The sequence below is a fragment of the Polaromonas sp. P4_F9 genome (assembly GCF_056401235.1).
Window position 1 is genome coordinate 95,223 of record NZ_JBFUJT010000001.1, and the last position, 23,285, is coordinate 118,507.

Annotated in this window: 20 protein-coding genes; 11 read left to right on the top strand and 9 right to left on the bottom strand. The window is 65.8% G+C overall.

All coding sequences use genetic code 11. The features are described from left to right. Positions 1-52: 52 nt before the first annotated feature. From AC1DUB_RS00440 to AC1DUB_RS00460, 5 genes are all read right to left on the bottom strand, one after another. Positions 53-1,306, bottom strand: a complete 1,254-nt coding sequence (locus AC1DUB_RS00440) for a methyltransferase (protein ID WP_477727825.1) — start codon at positions 1,304-1,306, stop codon at positions 53-55. Between the two features lie 342 nt (positions 1,307-1,648). After that, positions 1,649-3,061 (bottom strand): efflux transporter outer membrane subunit, encoded by a 1,413-nt coding sequence (locus tag AC1DUB_RS00445; protein WP_477727826.1) that lies wholly within the window; start codon positions 3,059-3,061, stop codon positions 1,649-1,651. A 31-nt stretch (positions 3,062-3,092) separates the two neighbouring features. Continuing rightward, positions 3,093-6,335, bottom strand: coding sequence for an efflux RND transporter permease subunit (locus AC1DUB_RS00450; RefSeq protein WP_477727827.1), 3,243 nt, complete (start codon positions 6,333-6,335; stop codon positions 3,093-3,095). A gap of 29 nt (positions 6,336-6,364) precedes the next feature. Beyond that, a complete protein-coding gene (locus tag AC1DUB_RS00455) occupies positions 6,365-7,597 on the bottom strand; it encodes an efflux RND transporter periplasmic adaptor subunit (RefSeq protein WP_477727828.1) in 1,233 nt (410 codons plus the stop codon). A 41-nt stretch (positions 7,598-7,638) separates the two neighbouring features. Then, entirely contained in the window at positions 7,639-8,517 is an 879-nt protein-coding gene (locus AC1DUB_RS00460) for an alpha/beta hydrolase (protein WP_477727829.1), read from the bottom strand. A 201-nt stretch (positions 8,518-8,718) separates the two neighbouring features. On the opposite strand from AC1DUB_RS00460, the gene AC1DUB_RS00465 reads away from it, so the two are divergent. Beyond that, a complete protein-coding gene (locus AC1DUB_RS00465) occupies positions 8,719-9,648 on the top strand; it encodes a LysR family transcriptional regulator (RefSeq protein WP_477719629.1) in 930 nt (309 codons plus the stop codon). 571 nt (positions 9,649-10,219) lie between these two features. On the opposite strand, the gene AC1DUB_RS00470 is transcribed toward AC1DUB_RS00465, so the two are convergent. Beyond that, on the bottom strand, positions 10,220-10,561 hold the full coding sequence (locus tag AC1DUB_RS00470) for an ElaB/YgaM/YqjD family protein (RefSeq protein ID WP_477727830.1): 342 nt from the start codon (positions 10,559-10,561) through the stop codon (positions 10,220-10,222). Between the two features lie 302 nt (positions 10,562-10,863). Here AC1DUB_RS00470 and AC1DUB_RS00475 point away from each other — a divergent pair, with 302 nt between their 5' ends. Continuing rightward, the gene (locus AC1DUB_RS00475) at positions 10,864-11,031 is read left to right on the top strand and encodes a hypothetical protein (RefSeq protein WP_477719631.1); all 168 of its coding nucleotides are present in this window, start codon (positions 10,864-10,866) and stop codon (positions 11,029-11,031) included. Between the two features lie 315 nt (positions 11,032-11,346). Here the strand turns inward: AC1DUB_RS00475 and AC1DUB_RS00480 are convergent, their stop codons facing one another. After that, positions 11,347-11,868 carry an N-acetyltransferase family protein gene (locus tag AC1DUB_RS00480; RefSeq protein ID WP_477719632.1) on the bottom strand — a complete coding sequence of 174 codons (522 nt, stop codon included), beginning with the start codon at positions 11,866-11,868 and terminating at the stop codon, positions 11,347-11,349. A gap of 210 nt (positions 11,869-12,078) precedes the next feature. On the opposite strand from AC1DUB_RS00480, the gene AC1DUB_RS00485 reads away from it, so the two are divergent. From AC1DUB_RS00485 to AC1DUB_RS00495, 3 genes are all read left to right on the top strand, one after another. Beyond that, the gene (locus tag AC1DUB_RS00485; RefSeq protein ID WP_477727831.1) at positions 12,079-12,414 is read left to right on the top strand and encodes a 2Fe-2S iron-sulfur cluster-binding protein; all 336 of its coding nucleotides are present in this window, start codon (positions 12,079-12,081) and stop codon (positions 12,412-12,414) included. Between the two features lie 125 nt (positions 12,415-12,539). After that, the gene (locus tag AC1DUB_RS00490; RefSeq protein WP_477727832.1) at positions 12,540-13,637 is read left to right on the top strand and encodes a M14 family zinc carboxypeptidase; all 1,098 of its coding nucleotides are present in this window, start codon (positions 12,540-12,542) and stop codon (positions 13,635-13,637) included. After that, positions 13,634-14,437, top strand: coding sequence for an alpha/beta fold hydrolase (locus AC1DUB_RS00495; protein ID WP_477727833.1), 804 nt, complete (start codon positions 13,634-13,636; stop codon positions 14,435-14,437). The genes AC1DUB_RS00490 and AC1DUB_RS00495 overlap by 4 nt, the downstream gene beginning before the upstream one ends. A gap of 10 nt (positions 14,438-14,447) precedes the next feature. Here the strand turns inward: AC1DUB_RS00495 and AC1DUB_RS00500 are convergent, their stop codons facing one another. Beyond that, positions 14,448-15,902 carry an aminotransferase-like domain-containing protein gene (locus AC1DUB_RS00500; RefSeq protein WP_477727834.1) on the bottom strand — a complete coding sequence of 485 codons (1,455 nt, stop codon included), beginning with the start codon at positions 15,900-15,902 and terminating at the stop codon, positions 14,448-14,450. A gap of 186 nt (positions 15,903-16,088) precedes the next feature. Between AC1DUB_RS00500 and AC1DUB_RS00505 the strand changes: the two genes are divergently transcribed. Next, the gene (locus tag AC1DUB_RS00505) at positions 16,089-16,862 is read left to right on the top strand and encodes a c-type cytochrome (RefSeq protein ID WP_477727835.1); all 774 of its coding nucleotides are present in this window, start codon (positions 16,089-16,091) and stop codon (positions 16,860-16,862) included. Next, positions 16,859-18,145 carry a c-type cytochrome gene (locus AC1DUB_RS00510; protein WP_477727836.1) on the top strand — a complete coding sequence of 429 codons (1,287 nt, stop codon included), beginning with the start codon at positions 16,859-16,861 and terminating at the stop codon, positions 18,143-18,145. Before AC1DUB_RS00505 ends, AC1DUB_RS00510 begins: the two co-directional genes overlap by 4 nt. A 49-nt stretch (positions 18,146-18,194) precedes the next feature. Here AC1DUB_RS00510 and AC1DUB_RS00515 read toward each other — a convergent pair whose 3' ends face one another. Next, positions 18,195-19,451 carry an MFS transporter gene (locus AC1DUB_RS00515; protein ID WP_477727837.1) on the bottom strand — a complete coding sequence of 419 codons (1,257 nt, stop codon included), beginning with the start codon at positions 19,449-19,451 and terminating at the stop codon, positions 18,195-18,197. 62 nt (positions 19,452-19,513) lie between these two features. On the opposite strand from AC1DUB_RS00515, the gene AC1DUB_RS00520 reads away from it, so the two are divergent. From AC1DUB_RS00520 to AC1DUB_RS00535, 4 genes are read left to right on the top strand one after another with little or no spacing between them, the layout of a single operon-like run. Then, positions 19,514-20,158 (top strand): TetR/AcrR family transcriptional regulator, encoded by a 645-nt coding sequence (locus tag AC1DUB_RS00520; protein ID WP_477727838.1) that lies wholly within the window; start codon positions 19,514-19,516, stop codon positions 20,156-20,158. After that, positions 20,155-21,135, top strand: a complete 981-nt coding sequence (locus tag AC1DUB_RS00525; protein WP_477727839.1) for an HlyD family secretion protein — start codon at positions 20,155-20,157, stop codon at positions 21,133-21,135. The genes AC1DUB_RS00520 and AC1DUB_RS00525 overlap by 4 nt, the downstream gene beginning before the upstream one ends. Further along, entirely contained in the window at positions 21,132-22,103 is a 972-nt protein-coding gene (locus AC1DUB_RS00530) for an ABC transporter ATP-binding protein (RefSeq protein ID WP_477727840.1), read from the top strand. Before AC1DUB_RS00525 ends, AC1DUB_RS00530 begins: the two co-directional genes overlap by 4 nt. After that, positions 22,100-23,224: an ABC transporter permease gene (locus tag AC1DUB_RS00535; protein WP_477727841.1), complete on the top strand. Its 1,125-nt coding sequence runs from the start codon at positions 22,100-22,102 to the stop codon at positions 23,222-23,224. Before AC1DUB_RS00530 ends, AC1DUB_RS00535 begins: the two co-directional genes overlap by 4 nt. The last annotated feature ends 61 nt before the right edge of the window (positions 23,225-23,285 follow it).

A 23,285-nucleotide genomic window follows, 5' to 3' on the forward strand; every position in this document is an offset into this window, starting at 1 on the left:
CAAACTTCTCAAACTTCTCAAACTTCTCAAACTTCTCAAACTTCTCAAACTTTTATTTGGCCGCCAGCCGCCACAGCGACGTGACTTCCGCCGCGCGCGCTGCATGCAGCGCGTCGGTCGGGTCCGAGGCTTTGGGGTGATGCGGTTGCGCGTCGAGCCGGTCAAGCACCTTGAGTCCCGCAGCGTCAATCGCAGCCAGCAGCCACGCGCGCGTGCGCAGGCCCAGGTGTTCGGCAATGTCCGACAGAATCAGCCAGCCTTCGCCCTTCGGCTCCAGGTGCGCTGCCAGACCGCCCAGGAAACCCAGCAGCATGCGGCTGTCTTCGTCATACACCGCGTGCTCGACCGGCGAGCCGGGACGCGCCGGCAGCCACGGCGGGTTGCAGACGATGATGTGGGCCCGGCCTTCGGGGAACAGGTTGGCCTCGCGCACTTCGACTTGCGGAAACCCGAGCCGTTTGAGGTTGTCGCGCGCACAGGCCAGCGCGCGCGGGTCCTGGTCTGTGGCCACCACGCGCTGAATGCCGCTGCGCAGGGCTAGCACGGCGGCCAGCACGCCGGTGCCGGTGCCGATGTCAAAAGCCAGCAGGTCCTCGGTGCCCTCGCGCACGGGCGCCTGAGCCACCAGGTCAATGTATTCGCCGCGCACCGGCGAGAACACGCCGTAATGCGGATGGATGCGGTTGTGCGGCCCGTCTTCACCGAGGGCGGGGATGGGCACGCCCTTGCGGCGCCACTCGTGCGCGCTGATGAAGCCCATCAACTCACGCAGCGATGCTACAGAAGAACCCGTGCCCTCCTTGGCCGGCCCCCAGGCTTCGGCGCAGGCTTTCTTTGCATCGGGCGCGCGGCGCAGGGGAATGCTGTAGTCCGCGTCAAACGGGATCAGCACCATGCCCAGCACGCGGGCGCGCTGCGCCTGTGCCTGGCGGTGCAGGTGAAAGGCTTCCGGGAACACCGGTGCAGGCGCTTCAACCTGGATGCTGGGCTCTCCAGCCTTCTGGTCCTTGACGCGCTTCTCGCGCTTGGGTTTGGCCGGTTTGTCGACACGGCGCGCCAGCGCCTGCAGCAGCAGCCGCGCGTTCTGGAAGTCACCCCGCCAGAGCAGGCCGGTACCCTCACAAGCCAGCCGGTAGGCTGTGTCGGCCGCCATGCTGTCATCTGCAACCACCACGCGCTTGGGCGGCGCGGCCCCGCGCTCGGAACGCCAGCGCGCCGAATGGGCCTGGTTTTCCTTGCCCTCGGTCCAGTGAATGAGGGGATGGGCAGTGGCAGAGGTGGAAGGAACGGCAGGTGAAACAGACATCAGGGGCAGACAGGTAAAGAGGGTGAAAGCAAAAAACAGCCAACTGTTTTAACAGATGGCGCCCACTTCCAGCCTGCCTGGGGCCATTTCAGGCCGCCGCAGAGCCCAAAACGCCGCCGAAACGAAAAAAACGGCCCGAAAAAGCCGTTTTGTGTACGCACCCAGAAGGCCGAGAGCGCCCATGGGCTTCCAGCAGGGGCCGCGGAACTGGCTTCGCCAGGCCGCAGGCGCCTGTCCCCTGCAAGGGGAAAGGGCACTACACGCAGTGAGTGCCAATAGGGGTGCGCTTATTTAACTGCAAGGGGAAAAGGCGTTACACGCAGTGAACGCCGATAGGGGTGTTCAGGTGCTCCAGCCGCCACCCAACGCCCGGATCAGGCCGACCGTGGCCAGGTACTGCGATGCCTTCACCTGCAACGCCTGCCGGCGGTTGCGCAACTCGCTGCGCTGGGCGTCCAGCAACTCGAGCTGGCTGACAAAGCCGTTGCGGTAGCGCGAGTCCGACAGCACCGTGGCGCGGGTGGCCGAGGCCACCGAGCGCGACTGCGCTTCGGACTGGTCGGCCAGCAGGCGTAGCGCCGCCAGCTGGTCTTCCACGTCCTTGAAGGCCACCAGGATCTGTTCGCGGTAGTTGGCCAATGCGATGTCGAGTTCGGCATTGGCGTTCTGCACGCCGGCTTCACGGCGGCCGCCGTCAAAGATCGGCAGCGACAACAACGCGCCCACGCCCCAGGCGCGGGTGGAGAGCTTGAACAGGTCGCTGATCTCCGGTGCCGCATAACCGCCCGTGGCGGTCAGCGAGAACGTGGGGAACCAGGCGGCCTTGGCCACACCGGCGCGGGCCTGTGCGGCCTGCATGGTGCTTTGCGCCGCCGACACATCGGGGCGGCGGACCAGCACGGTGCTGGGCACGCCGGCCGGAATCACCGGCAGCGCCGTGGTCCATTCGGCGGGCGCCACCTGGAAGCTGGAGGCGACCTCGCCCACCAGCACGGCCAGCGCATGCTCCAGTTCGGCGCGGCGCCGGTCCAGGGCCAGCGCCTCCGACTCCGTGGAAGCGACTTCCGCGCGCACGCGGGCCACGTCGAGCTCGGCCACGTCGCCCTCCTTGAAGCGCACTTCGGTCAGGCGCAGGGTGTTGCGATAGGCCTGCAGCGTGTCACGCACCAGCGAGCGTTCGGTGTCGAGCGCGCGCAGGTTCAGGTAGGTCTGGGCCACATCGGCCTGCACCAGCAGTTTGGTGCTGCGCAGCAGCGCTTCGCGGGACTGGGCGTCCAGCGAGGCCGCGTCGGAATTCAGCGAGAGCTTGCCGAACAGGTCCACTTCGTAAGAGAAGTTGGCATTGGCGCTCACCACGGTTTGCGGCACATTGCCGGTGGTGGCGTTGCTCTGGCGCGTGGCGCCGGCGCCCAGGCCGACCTGGGGCAGGCGGTCGGCGTCGGTGTTGCGGGCAATCGCCCTCGCCTGGGCCAGGCGCCCTGCCGCGACCTGCACGCTGTTGTTGTTGCGGCCGGCCTGCTCCACCAGTTGGTCCAGCACGGGGTCGGCAAACACCTTCCACCAGGTGCCCTGGGATTGCACCTGGGCAGAAGTGGCATTTGCGGAGGCGACCTGGCTGGCGTTTTCCTTGAAGGCTTGCGGCGCCTTCGGCAGGCTGGACGCGTCTATCGAGGCGCTGGTAGCGCAGCCGGCCAGCACCAGCGCTGCCACCAGGGGCGCCAGCGACATGCGCAGCGTTGAATGAATGCGGTTCATGACGAACTCCTTTAACTTTCTTGTTTTCTTGTTATTCGTGATGCCTGAGGGGCGCCGCCGGCTGGGCATGCGCGCCGGCACCCCCGCTGCCCGCGAAGGCCTCGAGATGCGGCACTTCGCCGTGCAGCTTGAGCGGACGATTACCCGTGAGGCGGCGCAGGGTCACGTAAAACACCGGCGTCAGGAACAGGCCAAAAGCCGTGACACCAATCATTCCCGAGAACACGGCCACGCCCATGGCATGGCGCATTTCCGCACCGGCGCCCGTCGACAGCACCAGGGGCAGCACGCCCATGATGAAGGCCAGCGAGGTCATCAGAATGGGGCGCAGGCGCAAGCGGCTCGCTTCAATCGCAGCCTGCAGCGGCGTGCGCCCGGCAAACTCCAGCTCGCGCGCAAACTCCACGATCAAAATAGCGTTCTTGGCCGACAGCCCCACCAGCACAATCAAGCCGATCTGCGTGAAGATGTTGTTGTCGCCGCCGGTCAGCTTCACCCCCAGCATGGCAGCCAGCAGGCCCATGGGCACGATCAGCACGATGGCGATCGGCAGGGTCAGGCTCTCATACTGCGCGGCCAGCACCAGGAACACCAGCAGCAGCGCCAGCGGGAAGACCCACATGGCCGAGTTGCCGGCAATGATTTCCTGGAAGGTCAGGTCCGTCCACTCGTAGCTGATGCCGGGCGGCAGCGTCTCGGCCGCGATGCGCGCAACCGCGTCCTGCGCCTGGCCCGACGAGTAGCCGGGCGCGGCGCCGCCGTTGATGTCGGCCGACAGGAAGCCGTTGTAGCGCATGGCGCGTTCCGGCCCGAAGCTCGGCGTGACTTTCATCAGCGCCGACAGCGGCACCATCTCGCCGGTGGTCGAGCGCACCTTGAGCTGGCCGATGTCTTCGGCGCGGGCGCGGTAAGGTGCGTCGGCCTGCACCCGCACCGAGTAGGTACGGCCAAACTTGTTGAAGTCGTTGGCGTACAGGCTGCCCAGGTAGATCTGCATGGTGTCGAACACATCGGTGATCGGCACACCCAATTGGCGCGCCTTGGTGCGGTCGATGTCGGCATAGAGCTGCGGCACGTTGACCTGGAAGCTGGAGAACAGCCCCGCCAGTTCAGGCGTCTGATAAGCCTTGGCCATGAAAGCCTTGGTGGCGGCGTCCAGCGCGGCATAGCCGAGCGAGCCGCGGTCTTCCAGCTGCAGCTTGAAGCCGCCGGTGGTGCCCAGGCCCTGCACCGGGGGCGGCGGGAACATCGCGATAAAGGCTTCCTGGATGCCTCCGAATTTGCCGTTGAGCTGGCCGGCGATGGCGCCTGCACTCAGGTCCGCACTCTTGCGCTCATCGAACGGCTTGAGCGAGAGAAACACGATGCCCGAGTTGGAGCTGTTGGTGAAGCCGTTGATCGACAGGCCGGGGAAAGCAATCGCGTGTTCCACGCCGGGTTGTTTCATGGCGATGTCGCTGATCTTGCGGATCACGTCCTCGGTGCGGTCCAGCGTGGCGCCGTCGGGCAGCTGGGCAAAGCCGATCAGGTACTGCTTGTCCTGCCCGGGCACAAAGCCGCTGGGAATGGCCTTGAACAGGCCCGCCGTGGCCAGTACCAGCACCAGGTACACGCCCAGCATCACGGCCTTGCGCGAGATCGCACCCTTGACACCGCGGCTGTAGTTGTCAGAGCCGCGGCCAAAGGCCTTGTTGAAGGCGGCAAAGAAGCGGCCGAACACCTTGTCCATGCCGCGGGTCAGCGCGTCTTTCGGTGCATCATGACTCTTGAGCAGCAAGGCGGCCAGTGCAGGCGACAGGGTCAGCGAATTGATGGCCGAGATCACGGTGGAAATCGCAATCGTCAGCGCGAACTGCTTGTAGAACTGGCCCGACAGGCCGGTGATGAAGGCCAGCGGCACGAACACGGCGATCAGCACCAGGGCAATCGCGATGATGGGCCCGGACACTTCCCTCATGGCGCGGTAGGTGGCGTCACGCGGACTCAGGCCCGCCTCGATATTGCGCTCCACGTTTTCCACCACCACGATGGCGTCGTCCACCACGATGCCGATGGCCAGCACCAGCCCGAACAGGCTGAGCGCATTGATGGAAAAGCCGAAGAGATGCATCACTGCAAAGGTGCCGATGACCGAGATGGGCACGGCCAGCAGCGGAATGATGGACGCGCGCCAGGTCTGCAAAAAGATGATCACGACCAGCACCACCAGTGCCACCGCTTCGAGCAGGGTGTGCACCACGGCCGTGATGGAGGAGCGGACGAACTGCGTGGTGTCGTAAACGATCTCGTAGTCCACGCCTTCGGGCATGTTTTTCTTGAGCTCGCGCATCACGGCCTGCACGTCGTCGGAAATCTGGATGGCATTGGAGCCCGGCGCGGCGAACACCGGCACGGCCACGGCCTGCTTGTTGTCCAGCAGTGAGCGCAGCGCATAGTCGGAGGCGCCCAGCTCCAGGCGGGCGATGTCGCGCAGGCGCGTCACCGCGCCGCCTTTTTCGGCCTTTTCGGTTTTGACGATGATGTCGCCGAATTCTTCTTCACTTTGCAGGCGTCCCTGGGCATTGATGGACAGTTGCATGTCCACGCCGGGCAATCCGGGCGACGCACCCACCACGCCGGCCGCAGCCTGGATGTTCTGCTCGCGGATGGCGCGCACCACATCGCCGGCAGACAGGCCGCGCTCGGCCACCTTTTGCGGGTCCAGCCAGACGCGCATCGAATAGTCGCCCGAGCCGAACAGCTGCACCTGGCCCACGCCGTTGATGCGGGCCAGCCGGTCCTTGACATTGAGCACCCCGTAGTTGCGCAGGTAGGTCATGTCGTAGCGGTCGTTGGGCGACAGCAAGTGCACCACCATCGTGAGGTCGGGTGAGCTCTTGATGGTGGTAATGCCGAGGCGGCGCACTTCTTCCGGCAGGCGCGGCTCGGCTTGCGAGACACGGTTTTGCACCAGCTGCTGGGCCTTGTCGGGGTCGGTGCCGAGCTTGAAGGTGACGTTCAGCGTCATCAGGCCGTCGGTGGTCGCCTGGCTGCTCATGTAGAGCATGCCGTCGACGCCGTTGATGGCTTCCTCCAGCGGCGTGGCCACGGTCTCGGCGATCACCTTGGGGTTGGCGCCGGGGTAGTTGGCGCGCACCACCACGGTGGGCGGCACCACGTCAGGGTATTCGGCAATCGGCAGCGAGCGCAGCGCAATCAGGCCCGAGATGAGCATGAGCAGCGACAGCACGCCGGCAAAGATCGGCCGGTCGATGAAAAATTTGGAGAGATTCATACGATGTTCTTTTTTCAGTTTTCAGCCGCTCAGGACTTGGCTGCTACCTGCACCGGTTTGGCGTTGAGCTCCGTCTTGGCGGACATCTCCACCGGTTGCGGCGCCACCAGCGCGCCCGGGCGGATGCGCTGCAAGCCATTGACGACGATGCGTTCGTTGGCCACCAGGCCGCCCTTGACCACGCGCAGGCCGTTGATGGAAGCGCCCAGCGTGACCTCGCGGTACACCGCCTTGTTGTCGGCGCCCACCACCAGCACGAATTTCTTGTTCTGGTCTGTGCCAACGGCGCGTTCGTTGATCAGCAAGGCCGTGCCTTTGGTGGCCTGGCCCATGCGAATGCGCGCAAACTGGCCGGGCATGAGCTGGCCATCCTTGTTGTCAAACACGGCGCGCGCGCGCACGGTGCCGCTCTTCGCATCGACCTGGTTGTCAACCAGTTGCAGCTTGCCTTCAAACGGCGTGTCGGTGCTGGCGGCCGTGCCCATCTGCACAGGAATGCGTTCAAGGTTGCGGCTGGTCGGGCCGCCATTGCCGCCCGCGTCTTTCAGTGCCTTGGCCACGACCTGCTCGTCGGCATCAAAGCTCGCGTAAATCGGGCTGACCGACACCAGCGTGGTCAGCACGGGGGCGCCGGGCCCCGCGGCCACCAGGTTGCCCACGGTGACTTCGAGCTTGCCGACCCGCCCGGAGACCGGCGCGCGCACCTGGGTGTAGCCCAGGCTCAGCTGCGCCGTCTGCAGGGCCGCCTGCGCGGCGCGCAGGTTGGCATCGGCTTCGCCCTTGCCGTTGGTGCGCTCGTCGAATTCGCGCTTGGAGATGGCCTGCTCGCTCCACAGGCGCTGTGAGCGTTCCTGCTCGCCCTTGGCCTGGGTGACCCGGGCCTGGGCGGCGGCGACCTGCGCATCGGCGCGTTCCACATCAGCGGCATAAGGGGCCGGGTCAATCGTCAGCAGCAGGTCGCCCTTTTTGACCAGCGCACCTTCGCGGAAATGCACGGCCTGGATGGTGCCGGCCACGCGCGAACGGATGTCCACCCGTTCGACGGCCTCCAGCCGGCCGGAGAACTCGTCCCAGGCGGCCACATCGCTCTGCACGACGGTAGCCACCGACACCGGGGTTGCGGGCGGCTCGGCCCCGGCTCCAGGCTGGGCACGCGGGCTGGAAACGCCGAAGACGACGGCAGAAATGCCGGCCACGGCCAGCACGGCCAGGGCAACGGCCAGAAGTCGGCGCTTGTTGGCCGGTAGTTGAATCGATGGCATGGTGATGAACTCCCTCAAGAAAAAACAATTGAAAAACGGATTCAGGAAACGGAAGACGAATGGGTGTGCCCGGCCTGCAGCGCAGTGGTGCTGGCGAAAAATTCGGTGAACTGCTGCTGCACCGCCGGCGCCCAGACGGCCTCGTGGCTGGCAGGCTTGAGGTAGCTGCAGGGCCAGCCGGTCACCATCGGCAATACGGTGTGCTGCGCTACCAGCCCTGCGGCGCGCAGGCGCTTTGCATATTCCAGCGTCTCGTCGCGCAGCGGATCATCCTGGGCGGTCACCAGCAGCGTCGGCGGCAAGCCTGCCAGGCGCAGGGCCGAACCCGGCGCGGCGTAAGGGTGGCTGGCGTCTTCCAGGCGGGGCAGGTAGTGGTGCCAGCCGTCGGCCCAGACACACCCGACCGGGCCGGCTTCGGCATCGCGTAGGGAGGCCGTCGCCAGGCAGGGGTCCAGCATGGGTGACAGCAAGATCTGCCCGGCCAGCGCGGGCTCCTGCCGGTCACGCGCGATCAGCGAGACCGCGGCCGCCAGGTTGCCGCCGGCTTCTTCACCAGCAATGAAAAGAGGTGCGCCCTGCCCGGCCAGTTTCTGGCGCGCCTTCCAGGCCCACAACAGCGCGGCATACCCGGTTTCAACGGCGGCCGGAAAAGGATAGGCAGGCGCCAAAGGATAGTCGAGCGACATGACAACGGCGCCGGCGTCCGCCAGCAGCCTGGCCACACAGGAGCCGCCGTCCAGCGAGCCACCGGCAAAGGCTCCGCCGTGAAAGTGCACCACCAGCGGCGACACAGCGCCGACACGGTGGCGGCCGTAAAAGCGCACATCCAGCGGCTTTTTCAGCGCAAGCTGGATCTGCTTATCCACCCAGGCGGGCGGAGCTTTTTCGGTGCCGGAGCGGGCGGGCGGGTGGCTGGTCATCTTCTGGATCCGGCAAGCGGCCCCATGTTTGTTGCGATGCAACAGAAGATATGCTCAGCAGGCTACTTAATAAATAGCCGTTTTGCTTATACTTTATTTCACTAAAACAATAATCGATGGAAAACCAGCCAAAAGCAGGCCCATCGCAAGCCCGTCATCATCGGGGTAAACCCTTTCCCCTACGTCTGAACAGGACTTCTCATGGACAAGTTTTCAGCAATGCAGGCCTTCGTCAGGGTCGTGGAAGCCGGCACCTTCACCAAGGCCGCCGATTCCATGGCCATGCCCAAGCCGACGATAACCCGCCTGATCCAGACCCTGGAAAAGGAACTGGACACCAAGCTGCTGAACCGCACCACCCGCAAGGTCACGGTGACGGCCGACGGCGCGGCCTACTACGAACGCGCCGGCCGCCTGCTCAGCGAGATGGAAGAACTCGAGGCGAGCATGTCGCGCGCCAAGGCCAGCCCGCGCGGGCGGCTCAAGGTGGATATTCCCGCCTCGCTGGGCATCGCTGTCATCATTCCGGCCTTGCCCGATTTTTATGCGCGCTATCCCGATATCCAGCTCGAACTGGGCGTGAGCGACCGGCCTGTAGACATCATTGCCGAGAACGTCGACTGCGTGGTACGCGGCGGCGAACTGATCGACCAGTCGCTGGTCGCGCGCCGCATCGGAGAGTTCTATCTGATCTCATGTGCTTCGCCCGCATACCTCAAGCGCCATGGCACACCCCGGCATCCGGCCGAGCTCGAGGACAGCCATCGCATGATCCGTTACGCCTCTCCACGCAACGGCAAGCTTTTTTCGTTCGAGTACTACAAGGACGGCGAAACCGTCGAAGTCGGCGGCAACTATCTGCTGTCGGTCAACGATTCACGTGCCGGCGTGGTCGCGGCGCTGGCCGGACTGGGTGTGCTGCACACCGCGACCTTTCAGGTGCAGGACTACATCAGCACGGGCGCACTCGAGCCGCTGTTCAATGGCTGGTGCACCGAATCGATCCCGCTGCATGTGGTCTACCCGCCCAACCGCCACCTGAGCAACAAGGTGCGTGTCTTCGTCGACTGGATCGCCGAACTGTTTGCGAAGCACGACCTGATACAGCGCAAGAGCACGCTGCCCGCCTGAGCCCATGCCCCCGGCCGCGGCCGGCTCGGGCCGGGCCCGCGAAAGCCCCGGATCGCAGAGATGACCGGACACCCGGCGCAGACCTTCCCTTCCTACACCCGGCGTCAACCCAAACCTACATCGGACACTCGGCATACCGGTTACTTTCAATCCATCCTTTGGAGATACCGATGCCGAGACTCAATGATCCGTCCCAACTCTGTCCACCCGACAGCAATAGCCGAAAAGCCCTGGAGAAGCGCGCCAGAGAAGCCACGCAGCCCGCCGTTCCCCAGGAAAAAGGACGGTGGCCCTTTCCCGTGAATCAGCCCGCAGGCAACGCGCCTGCGGCTGGCGCCGGCCCTGACGCGGACAAGCCCGAGCCGCCTGTTCGGCCGGGCAAACCCCAGGGGCAACCGTAAGCACAAGGTCACAGGCGTTCAAACCATCGCGGGTCCATTCCGATGGCTGATGGTTAACGGCTGATGGCCGATGCGGGGTCGAACGACCTCCGCATGAAAAAACCGCCCGCAGGCGGTTGAGGATTTCCCGGCTGCTGCGAATAGCAGCCAGCCGGGTAGCCAGCCAGCCGTTATCGCGTCAGCCGGCCCACGATGAAACCGATCGCGAGTGCGGCGGCCACGGCTTCAAGAGGCCGCTCCTGAACCCAGGATTTGGAATATTCCAGGGCGTGCGCCGGCGCTTCGGTCACGCGGCGTGTCTGGTCTGAAAACCGCTCGGCGACATAGCTTGCATTGCCAGCCAGTTTGTCGACAGACTGATGGGCTGCACTGGACACGCGGTCCACAGTGCTGCGCGCCGGGTCTGCCAGCTTGTCGATGGTGCTGTGCAGCGCCGCGCCCGCCGACTCCACCCCACGCTGGATGGGGTTGCCCGAGGTGTCACTTGGAGGGTCTGCTGTGGCGTTTTCCATGATGGTTTCCTTCAAAAGAACAAATCAAAAAAAGGGGGGATCGGGGGATCGACAGGCTGAGACCCCATCATAGAAAACGCCTCCGCCAACGGGTGTGCGGAGCGGGAGGGCCTGCATGTAGGACAACAGAGACAAGAGAGCAAGAGAGCAAGAGAGGGGTTTTAGGAACGCCGGCCTCACGCCTGGGGCGAGGCGCGCCTGCACCCCGGCGCTGTCAGCCTGCACTGACAGCACAACGCTGATTTCACCTGACAAACAGCGCTGATGGGAACATGATCATGGCATCTTCAAGGAGATTGACCATGACCGCAAGACGCGCCCGCAAAGCCGGGGATGCCGGCCGGCCCCAAACAGGGCCGGCGTCGGAAGACGAACCGGAAGACGACGACGGCCTGGAATTGCCGGTGAACCCTGATGAGGGACAACCGCTGATTCCGGACGATGAACGTGTGATCAATGTGCCGTCATAAGAACCTGTTTACGATCTAAACGGGGCCGCGCAAGCACCTTCTCGGGATGGGATGCAAGGCGCGGTGCGCCGCCCATAGCTCGGGCTATGGGCAAGCGCCGCAACGCCGCAGACCGCCCGAGAAGGCGCTTGCCCTTCGGGTTGGGGTGAAATCGGGCGATTGAGCCACCCGGGCCCTTGTATGGGCATTAGCCCATGCGGCGGACCCGGGCGGCCCACTCATCCCGATTGCACCCCAACGCGGCCTCGTTTAGATCGTAAACAGGTTCTAAGGGTCGGCGAGGGGCAGCGGCCGCGCCGCGATCCCGCCCGGTGATCAGTCCACCGTGCGCTTGAGGCGTATTTCTTCGAGCTTGACACTGCCGAAGGCTACCGTCTTGAGCGACGGCATTTCACGCTTGAAGCCTGCCGCCTGCTCATAAAAGCGCAGCGCGCGTTCGTTGCGCAGCAACACCCAGAGGGTAACCTGCGTGCAGCCTTCTTCCTTCAAGCCCTCGCGCGCGCCGTCCCACAGCGCCAGGCCGGCGCCCTTGCCCCAATGGGCCGGTGCCACGTACATCGCCCAGATCTCGCCAGTGGTGGACTTGGTGCCCGCATCGCGTGAGCGGTCGAAACCCACAAAACCAACGACCTCGTCGCCATCGGTGGCCACCAGCAATTGAGGCTCGCTGTATTCAATCGCTTCGCGCCAGTAGGCCAGGCGCTTTTCCACCGTGGCCTTTTGCAGAAACTCCTCCGGCATCAGGTCCTGGTAGGCGACTTGCCAGGTGGCGACGTGAATTTCGGCAATGGCTTTGGCATCGCGGGCGGTGGCAGGACGAACGGAGTAGCTGGACATGAAAAATAAAATCGCTTGTGAATCGGTCGGGAAAACTTCGGGAGGAGCAGGATTGTCGCCCAAATCATGCCCCTCCCCCACAGGGCCATTGCCTTCTGGGGTAAATTCTGTGTTCGCTTTTGGCCTTTTCTGCACCAGCCGGCCACCTCGCATCTCCGACTTCCCACTTCCCACTTTCTATCTCCTCCCCGTACTCGATAGCTTCCACCCATGCCTGCCAGCGACCCGATAGCACCTGCTCCCCCTTTGACTGGTCTCACAGCGACGGCCGGCGCTGTGTTCACGGCACGCATTGGCCCGGCAGGCCCCAGCTTTGAGGCGCCCGCTTCGCTCTCCTTGCTGCAGGCCGCCCAGATCGCGGGGCTCGACATGGCCAGTTCCTGCCGCAACGGCACTTGCCGCAGCTGCATTTGCGCGCTGACCAGCGGCGAGGTCACGTACCGCATTGACTGGCCGGGACTGAGCGCCGAGGAAAAGCGGGAGGGTTTCATCCTGCCCTGCGTGGCGTATCCGCTGTCGGATGTGGTGATCGCGCCGGCGGACTGAGGGCTGCGGCCCGCAGCGGCCCAAGGGTAGGCCCGCGGGTGACGAGGCGCCGTAAATCAGCATTTGATGCAAAAAACCCGGCAGGCATGTAGCGTGCTGTCAAACAACTGTGCCAGCATGTCCGGATGGAAATCCTGCCACCGACCGCCGCCGCGGAGAGTCCCCGCAGCCTTCACAGCCCCTACAGCCTGACGCCGGCGCGCGACGCGGCCGCGAGCTTTGCGGAGCTGGAGGAGCTCAAGGCGATTTTGCTCGCGGGCAGCGCCCACTTTGAGGTGGCCGTCGTGGCCGAGACGCACACGGCGGGGCCGTCCTTTCCGCTCTACACCGCCAGCATAGGTTCACGCGACCCGCTGGCGCCGGCCGTCGGTTTTTTCGGCGGCATTCATGGGCTGGAGCGCATCGGCACGCAGCTCATCCTGCACTACATGCGCGCGCTGCTGTTCAGGCTGGAGTGGGACGAACTGCTGCACCAGCAGCTGCAAAAAGTCCGACTGGTGTTCATGCCCCTCGTCAATCCTGGCGGCATGTGGGCGCAAAAGCGCGCCAACCCGCGTGGCGTGGACCTGATGCGCAATGCGCCGCAAAGAGCCGAGGGCCAAGTGCCCTTTCTCGCGGGCGGGCAAACCTTGAGCCCACGGTTGCCCTGGTACTGCGGCCGGCCGGGCGCGCCCATGGAAGTGGAAAGTGCAGCGCTGCTGCAGGTGGTGCACGACGAACTGGCCAGCCGCCCCTTCAGCCTCGCGCTGGACTGCCACTCCGGCTACGGCTTTGACGACAGCCTCTGGTTTCCGTATGCCAAGACGCGGCGGCTGATGTCTCACCTGCCGGAGATGTTTGCCCTCAAGACCATGCTGGAGCAATCGCATCCGCACCACGCCTACAGCTTTGAGCCGCAAAGCAACCAGTACCTGCTGCATGGCGACCTGTGGGATTACGCATATGACCACGCGCCGCCCGACCATGTGTTTTTGCCCATGACGCTGGAGCTGGGTTCGTGGCTGTGGATACGCAAGAATCCGCGCCAGCTGTTTTCACGGCATGGCATCTTCAACCCGATCAAGGCGCACCGCATCAAGCGCGTGCTGCGCCGTCATGCCGACCTGCTGGATTTCCTTACGCGGGCCGCTTTTGCCGCGCCGCGATGGCTGCCGCCGGCCGATCACCGCGTTCAACTCCAGCAACTGGCCATCGCCCATTGGCGGCCGAGGCGGGCCTTGTGACCTGGGTGCTGTTGAGGGGCCTGACGCGTGAGGCGCGGCACTGGGGCCCGCTGCCGCAGCAGCTTGCCCGGCTTGCGCCAGCCGCTGACGCTGCGCCGCTTGGCAGCGCGCGGGTCGTGGCGATGGATTTGCCCGGCAATGGCGAGTTTTGCCTGGAAGCGTCACCCCTGTCGGTGCGCGGCATGGTGGACTTTGCGCGCCGGCAGTTGCGCGCCCAAGGGCATTCGCCGCCCTACAGGCTGCTGGCGATGTCGCTGGGCGGCATGGTGGCCACTGACTGGGCGCAGCGCTATCCCGCAGAGGTGGCCCGGCTGGTGCTGATCAACACCAGCATGCGACCCTACAGCCATGCCGCAGAGCGCCTGCGTCCCGCCAGCTGGCTGCCGATGGCCCTGCTGGCCGCGCGCTGGCGCGATGCCGGCTACTCGGAGCGTGCCATCCATCAACTCACCTGCGAGCGCACCAGCCGGCGCGACGAGGAAGTTGCAGCCTGGACAGCCATTCGCAACAGTGCACCGGTGAGCGCGGCCAATGCGTGGCGCCAGCTCTGGGCCGCCGCCCGCTTTGCCACGGCAGCCTCGGCCCCGCCCTGCCCCACGCTGGTGTTGTCGTCGGCTGCGGACCGGCTGGTCCACCCGCGCTGTTCGGCCCGGTTGGCCAACGCCTGGCAGGCGGTCCACCACATCCATCCCTGGGCCGGCCACGACCTGCCGCATGACGATGCCGACTGGGTCTGCGGGCGCATTGCGGACTGGCTTGCGGACGGGCCCGGCAGCATCCCTCCCGCTACTGGCCATTGACAGCCTGCGGTCATGCCGCTGCCGCATACGGACTTTGCCGCCCCGCCAGTGCGCCCAGCATCTGCATGGCCGCCTCAAACCGCGCGTCCCACGGATGACCATAGTTCAACCTCAAGCAGTGCCGGAATTGACGCCGCGCTGAAAAAATCGGCCCGGGCGCTACGCTGATGCCGTGCGCCAGCGCCGCCTCGTGCAAGGCCAGTGCATCAAAGCCTTCAGCAAATTCCACCCACACAAAATAACCCCCTGCCGGACGCGAAACACGCACCCCCTCGGGAAAGTGGCGCGCCACGGCGGCCAGCAGGCTGGACAGCTGCGACTCCATGGCATGGCGCAAGCGGCGCAGGTGCTGGTCATAGCCGCCATGCTGCAGGTAGTCGGCAATGGCCAGTTGCGCGGGCAGGCTGGCCGACAGGGTGGTCATGAGCTTGAGCCGTTCCACCTGCTGGCCAAAGCGCCCGGGCGAAACCCAGCCCACCCGGTAACCGGGCGCCAGCGTTTTGCTGAAGGAGCGGCAATGCATCACCAGGCCCTTGCGGTCGAAGGCCTTGGCCGGCAGGGGGCAGCGGTTGCCAAAGTAAAGCTCGCCGTACACGTCGTCTTCAATCAGTGGAATGTCATGGCTGGCCAGCAGCGCGACCAGGGCCTGCTTTTTTTCCTCCGGCAGGCTGGCGCCCATGGGGTTCTGGAAGGACGTCATGAACCAGCAGGCCCTGACCGGATGGTGCTTGAGCGCTTCGGCCAGCGCGCCGAGGTCCAGGCCGCCCTGCGGATGCACCGGGATTTCCAGCGCCTTCATCCCGAGCCGCTCCAGCGCCTGCAGGCCCGCATAAAACCCCGGCGACTCGATCGCCACCAGATCGCCCGGCCGCGCCACGGCGGTGAGGCAGAGGTTGAGCCCTTCCAGCGCCCCGCTCGTCACGATCACCTCCTCGGCGGCCTGCGGCATGCCCATCGCCAGGTAGCGCAGCGCTATCTGCTCGCGCAGCATCGGGTCGCCCTGCGGCAGGTGGGCGACCGCATCCTGCCCATGGATGTGGCGCGCCGTGCGGGCCAGCGACTTGCCCAGGCGCTGCAGCGGAAAGAGCGTGGACGCGGCAAACGCCGAGCCCAGCGGCACGATGTCCGGGTCCTGCGCGGCACCCAGCACGGAAAACACCAACTCGCTGACGTCCAGCCGGGGGGCAACCCGGGCCAATGCCTTGCCGGCATGGCGGGTGGCCCGGCCCCGCGCGGGTGCCGCCAGCTGCTGCATGGCCAAGGCCGTCACGTAGTAGCCCGAGCGTGGACGGGCGCGCACCAGGCCTTTTTCCTCCAGCCGGTAATAGGCCTTGAAGGCGGTGGAAGCACTGAGGCCGTGCCGGGCCGTCAGCGTGCGAATGGACGGCAGGCGGGTGCCCGGGGCGAGGCGGCCATTGCGGATGTCGGTTGCCAGCAGTTCGACCAGTTGTTCGTAACGCTTCATCAAATCCTGTTCCTGTCCCTGTCCTTGTGGGCGATGAACGTCTATCGGCTGTCTCCAGGTTCTCCCGGTAAGCCACGCCATCTAGTCCATCTGATACCCAAATTTTCACAGATTTTTCATCTGATATGGTTTTTTCCACCGCATCTGATGCTTACGTTGCAGCCCCATGTCAGGCATGATTGCGCCATGGCAAAAACGCTCTCTCTCGCGCGCACATGGGTGGCGCACGGCTTCATGGCGTGCATGGTCTGGATCGCCGCCGGCCCCGCCCTGGCCGCCGCGCCGTTTGAAGACACCATCGCCCAGCGCACCCTGGCCTGCACCGCCTGCCATGGCCCGCAAGGCCGTGCCGCACCCGACGGCTACTACCCGCGCCTGGCCGGGAAACCCGCCGGCTACCTGTACAACCAGCTGCTCAATTTCCGCGACGGGCGGCGCCACTACGGCCTGATGACGCAACTGCTGGACCCGCTGAGCGACGCCTACCTGATGGAAATCGCGCGGTACTTTTCAACGCTCGACGTGCCCTACCCCGCGCCGCTGCCCACCAAGGCCTCCGTCGAGGTCTTGCGCCACGGCGAGCGCCTGGTGATGCAGGGCGACGCAGCGCGGCAAGTGCCGGCCTGCGTGCAGTGCCACGGCCAGGCCATGACCGGCGTGGCGCCCAACGTTCCGGGCCTGCTCGGCCTGCCGCGCGACTACCTCAATGCCCAACTGGGCGCCTGGAAAGCTGGCCAGCGCCGTGCCCACGCGCCTGACTGCATGAAGGACGTGGTGGCACGCCTGTCCCTGGAAGACATCAACGCGGCCTCGAGCTGGCTGGCCGCGCAGCCGCTGCCCGCCAGCAGCAAACCGGCAAGCGCCCTGCCCGCACTGGCGCCGGGTGCCAGGGCCATCGACTGCGGAAGCGCGCCTGAAGCGCTGTCCGTCAATGCAGCGCCACCGAAGGCCGTGAAATGAAAAAAATAATCAAGCCCGTGCTCGCAGTTAGCCTGCTGGTCGCCGGTCTTGCCGCGCTGGTCTGGACCCTGAATGTGCGTGACGAGGTGGACGTGAAGGCGCCCATGGCGACTGCCGGAGCCAGCGACAGCCTGATCGCCCGTGGCGCCTACCTGGCGCGTGCCGGCAACTGCATGACCTGCCACACGGCGCGCGGCGGCCAGAACTATGCGGGCGGGCTCGGCATCGCCACACCTTTTGGCACCGTGTTCACCTCCAACCTCACGCCCGACGACAAGACCGGTATTGGCACCTGGTCGTCCGCGCACTTCTGGCGCGCCATGCACAACGGGCGTTCCAAAAACGGCCGCCTGCTGTACCCGGCATTTCCCTACCCCAGCTACACGCAGGTCACGCGCGAGGATTCGGACGCGATCTTTGCCTACCTGAACAGCCTGCCCCCCGTGGCACAGGCCAACCGCCCTCACGAGCTGCGTTTTCCCTACCAGTCGCAAGCGGCACTGGCGGTATGGCGGGCACTGTACTTCAAGCCCGGCGTCTACGAGCCCGACACCCGCCGCAGCGCCGGATGGAACCGCGGCGCCTATCTGGTGAAAGGCCTGGGCCACTGCAGTGCCTGCCACACCGCACGCAACGTGATGGGGGCCAGCGACGAAGGCGTTGACCTCGCGGGCGGCCTGATCCCAATGCAGAACTGGTACGCCCCCTCGCTCACGTCATCCGCTGAGGCCGGGGTGGGCGAATGGGACCGCGAGCACATCGTGAGTCTGCTCAAAAACGGCGTCTCGCCGCGCGCCTCGGCCACCGGGCCGATGGCCGAAGTTGTGCTGCGCAGCACGCAGTACCTGAACGACGACGACCTGGGCGCCATGGCGCTGTTTCTCAAGGATCTTGCGGCAGCCCCGTCGGCGAACGGAACAGCGCCTGCTTCCCGCACTCCAGCCATTCCTGGAACGCGGGGCGCCAAACTGTACGAGCTGCATTGCGCCCAGTGCCACGGCGCCAAGGGCCAGGGCGTGCCCCATGCCTACCCGGCGCTGGCGGGCAACCGCGCAGTGACCATGCCCTCTGGCGTCAACCTGGTGCAGATCGTGCTCAATGGCGGGTACGCACCCGCCACCGCCGGCAATCCGCGCCCTTACGGCATGCCGCCGTTTGTGCTGGTTCTGGGCGACAGTGAAATCGCGGCGGTCCTCACCTATATCCGCGGCTCATGGGGCAACCAGGCCAGCGAAATCACGCCGATCGAAGTGAACCGCATGCGCGCCAACCAGGGGCGCTGAAGACGCCTCCGGTGGAGGCCGAATATCGGGCACTACGGGCACTACGCCCTCAGGAAGTCATCCGGTCGCGGTGAGCCAGCGCGGGAAACCACTTCAGCCACAACGCGGCCACCAGCAAGGTCCCGATGCCGCCGGCCACCACCGAGCCCACGGGGCCGAGCAGCGCGGCCGTCGCGCCTGACTCAAACTCGCCGAGCTGGTTGGACGCGCCAATAAACACCGAGTTGATCGCACCGACCCGGCCGCGCATGGCATTGGGTGTTTCGATCTGCATCAGCGTCTGGCGCACCACCACACTCACCATGTCCGCGCCGCCCGAAAGAGCCAGCACTCCCAGCGACAGTGCAAAGCTGGTGGACAGGCCGAACACCACCATGCACACCCCGTAAAGCGCCACCGCCGCGAGCATCGTATGCCCGACGCGCCGCACCAGCGGCCAGCGCGTGAGCACCACCGAAGTCAGCAAGGCGCCCACCGCCGGTGCGGCACGCAGCAAGCCCAGGCCCCAGGGCCCCACATGCAGAATGTCTTTGGCAAACATGGGCAGCAGCGCCACAGCGCCGCCCAGCAGCACGGCAAACAGGTCCAGCGACACCGCGCCGAGCAAGGCCTTGCGTTGCCGCACAAACTCCGCACCGGCCAGCAGCGTGCGCAGCGAGACAGGCTCGCGCGGCGGCGGGACATGGTCGTAGCGAAGGACCGCGATCAGCACGCAGCCCGTGGCGAAAAGGACAGCGCAGGCGGCATACACCGCCGTGGCGCCCGCCACGAAGATCACGCCCCCCAGCGCCGGCCCGCCCATCACGGCGGCCTGCATGCCGGCCGAACTGAAGGCCATGGCGCGCGGCAGCATGGCAGGCGGCACCAGCATGGGGGTGAGGGCCTGCTGCGCCGGCATCTGGAAGGCCCTGGCCACCCCCAGCACCACCGACACCCCCAGCAGCAATTCACGCGACACCCAGCTCGACGACGTGCCCGGGTGCGCCCAGCCCTGTGTGGCAGCAACCAGCAACAGCGCCACAGCGGCCTGGGCGACCAGGCAGGCGGCAATGATGCGGCCGCGGTGCACGCGGTCGGCCACATGGCCGGCGACCAGCGTGAGCAGCAGCGCCGGCACAAACTGGTACAGGCCGACCAGACCCAAATCCCAGGCGCTGCCGGTCAGCTCATACATTTGCCAGCCCACCGCCACCATCAGCATCTGGTTGCCCGTGGTGGCAAACAGCCGCGCAAACCACATGCGCATGAAGGCTCGCTGGCCAAAGAGATCGGAGGCGGTGTAAACGGGGAGGCTGTGTAGGGACATAGGGCCCGGCGATTGTCGCCAATTCGGGTTGACCAATTACTATACGAACGTATAATAATTGCATGGTGCGCCCCTCCCAGTACATCGACCAGTTGCTGCTTGACGCCGGCCTGGAGCTGTTGCCCGTCACCGGCTGCGCCGGCCTGTCGGTGCGGCGGCTGACGCAGCATGCAGGCGTCAACCTCGGGATGTTCCACTACCACTTCAAGACCAAAGAGAACTTCATCAAGGCGGTGCTGGAGCGCACCTACGAAGAAATGTTTTCGGCGCTGACGCTGCGCGTCAATCCCGCGCACCCGCCCATGCAAAACCTGCGCGACGCGCTGGGCGTGCTGGGCAGTTTCGGCATCAAAAATGGTCGCCTGCTGGTGCGCATCATGGGCGACGCCATGAATGGCGAGCCGCTGGCCGCCGACTTCCTCAAGGCCAACCTGCCGCGCCATGTCGAAGTGATTGCCTCGCTGGTGCAGGAGGCCCAGTGGGAAGGCAGCATGGTCAAGGCCCCGGTGCCCCAGGTCATCGCCTTCATGGCTGGCGCCGTCGCGGCCCCTGTGCTGGCTGCCACGGCCCTGCGGCAAAACCCGGGCGCGCAGGCCGTGGCCCAGATGGTGCTCTCGGAGGAGGCATTGGCCCAACGTATCGAGTTTGCCCTGCGCGGGCTGACGCCGACTTCCGGGGACACAAGAGACATGAGGGGCACACGATGAAGACACTGCGGTACTGCACCTGCGCCTTGCTGGCCGCCAGTCTGCTGGCGGCATGCGACAGCCGGCAGACGGACACCTTCCCCGGCTATGCCGAGGCCGAATATGTCCGGCTGGCGGCGCCCATCAGCGGCACCCTGGCCCGGCTGCACCTCAAACGCGGCGATGCGGCGCCCGCATCGGCGGCCGCCTTCGTGCTGGAGCAGGAAAGTGAACGGGCCGCGCGCGAGGAGGCGGCTTTCCGGGTGGCGCGCGCGCAGGACAACCTGGCCAACCTGCGCCAGGGCAAGCGCCCCGATGAACTGGCGGCCATCCGCGCGCAACTGGCGCAAGGCGAGGCCGCGCTGGCCCTGTCGTCCGCCGAACTGGCGCGCAGCAACCGCCTGGTGGCGCAGCAGTTCCTCTCGCCAGCCAGCCTGGACCAGGCCCGCGCCGCCGTGGCACGCGACCAGGGCCGCGTCAATGAACTGAATGCGCAACTGCGCCAGGCCATGCAGGGTGCGCGCAGCCCCGAGATCAGCGCTGCCGAACAGGAAATCAAGGCCGCGCAGGCGCAACTGGAGCAGGCGGGCTGGCGGGTCGACCAGAAAACCCAGCGCACCCCGGTGGCGGGCGAGGTGGTGGACGTGCTGTACCGCGAAGGGGAATGGGTGCCCGCTGGCGCGGCCGTGCTGACCCTGCTGCCGCCGGCCAATATCAAGGCGCGCTTTTTCCTGCCGCAAAACCAGCTCGGCGCCATCGCCATCGGTCAGGCAGTGCAGCTGCAGTGCGACGGCTGCGGCGCCGCGATGGCGGCAAAAATCACCTTCATCGCGCGGGAAGCCGAGTACACCTCACCCCTCATCTACAGCAAGGAAAACCGCACCAAGCTCGTCTTCATGGTCGAGGCGCAACCGGGCCTTTCCGACGCGCAACGCCTGCACCCGGGCCAGCCGCTGGAGGTACGTCTGGTGGGTAAAGCCGTAGGGCGTACACCATGAACGCCGAGGTCGATCCACCCCCGCTGATTGACGTGCGCGGCTTGACGAAACGCTACGGCAACCGGGTGGTGGTCGACAACTTCGACATGCGCGTTCCCAAAGGCCGCATCTACGGCTTCCTCGGCCCCAACGGCAGCGGCAAGACCACCACCATCCGCATGCTGTGCGGCCTGCTCACGCCCGACGCGGGCGAAGGCACCTGCATGGGCTACAACATCCGTACCCAGGCCGCGCTGATCAAGCGCGAGGTGGGCTACATGACGCAGCGCTTCGGCCTGTACGAAGACCTGACGATCGCGGAAAATCTTGACTTCATTGCGCGCGTCTACGCCGTGCAGGACCGCCCCCGCAGGGTGCGCGAAACGCTGGAGCGCCTGGGCCTGTCCACGCGCAGCGACCAGTTGGCCGGCGCGCTGTCAGGCGGCTGGAAGCAGCGGCTGGCGCTGGCGGCCTGCCTGATCCACGACCCCAGGCTGCTGCTGCTGGACGAGCCCACCGCGGGTGTGGACCCGGCCGCACGCCGCGACTTCTGGGACCAGATCCACGACCTGACCGCCGCCGGGCTGACCGTGCTGGTCTCCACCCACTACATGGATGAAGCCGAGCGCTGCCACGAGCTGACCTACATCGCCTATGGCAAGCTGCTCACGCGCGGCACCGTTGCCGAGGTGATTGCCGGCGCCGGGCTCGTGACCTGGGCCGTCTCGGGCGCCAACCTGATTGATGTGGCACATCGCCTGCGCGAAGCCAAGGACATTCGCACGGTAGCGCCCTTCGGCTCCACGCTGCACGTGAGCGCCTCCAGCACCCAGGCTATCGAAGATGCGCTGGCCGCGCTGCCCTTTGAAGGGTTGGCGGCCGAGGCTATCGAGCCCAGCCTGGAAGACGTGTTCATCGCGCTCATGCAGGACGCAAAAGACAATTTTTCAGAAGAAAAGACCGGCGAAAAAACAGGAGCAGTGGCATGAGCTGGTCCCGCTTTCTCGCCATCCTGATCAAGGAATTTCGCCAGGTTCGCCGCGACCGCCTGACCTTCGGCATGATGGTGGGCGTGCCCATCATCCAGTTGCTGCTGTTCGGCTTCGCCATCAACAGCGACCCCAAACATTTGCCCGCTGCCATAGTGGTAGCCGACCAGAGCGAGTTCTCGCGCAGCTTTGTGGCGGGCCTGGAGAACTCGGAATACTTCCGCATCACGCACCGGCTGCAAAGCGAGGCCGAAGGCGACGCGCTGCTGGCCACCGGCGAGGTGCAGTTTGTGCTGGTGGTGCCGCCGGATTTTTCGCGCAAGCTGATGCGCGGCGAACGCCCGGCCATGCTGCTCGCCGCCGATGCGACCGACCCCTCCGCCACGGGCAACGCCCTCGCCGCGCTCAACGGCATCGGCCAGCGGGCCATTGGCCGCGAGCTGTACGGTCCGCTGGCTTCGCTGCGTCCGGCCGAGGCGCCATTCGAGGTACGCGTGCAGCGCCGCTACAACCCGGAAGGCCTGACCAGTTACAACGTGGTGCCGGGCCTGATCGGCGTGATCCTGACCATGACCATGGTGATGATGACCTCGCTGGCGATGACGCGCGAGCGCGAGCGCGGCACGATGGAAAACCTGCTGGCGACGCCCGCACGTCCGCTGGAGGTCATGCTCGGCAAGATCGTGCCCTACATCCTGATCGGCTACGTGCAGGTGACGGTGATCCTGGTGGCCGCGCGGCTGCTGTTCGACGTGCCCATGGTCGGCAGCCTGGCGCTGCTCTCGGTTGTGCTGGTGCTGTTCATCGCGGCCAACCTGGCCGTGGGATTCACGTTTTCCACCATCGCACGCAACCAGCTGCAGGCCATGCAGCTCACGTTTTTCTTTTTCCTGCCGTCCATGCTGCTGACCGGCTTCATGTTTCCGTTTCGCGGCATGCCGGCCTGGGCGCAGGCCATCGGCGAGCTCCTGCCGCTCACGCACTTCCTGCGCATCGTGCGCGGCATCATGCTCAAGGGAAACGGCATCGTGGAAGTATCGGCGCAGTTGTGGCCCATCGCGCTTTTCATGCTGGTGGCCGGGCTCGTGGCCCTGAAGCGCTACCGGCAGACCGTGGACTGAGCGCGGGCGGAGGCCCGCCAGTTAATAATGGCACCATAACAAGGTCAATGGACCCTGAGCC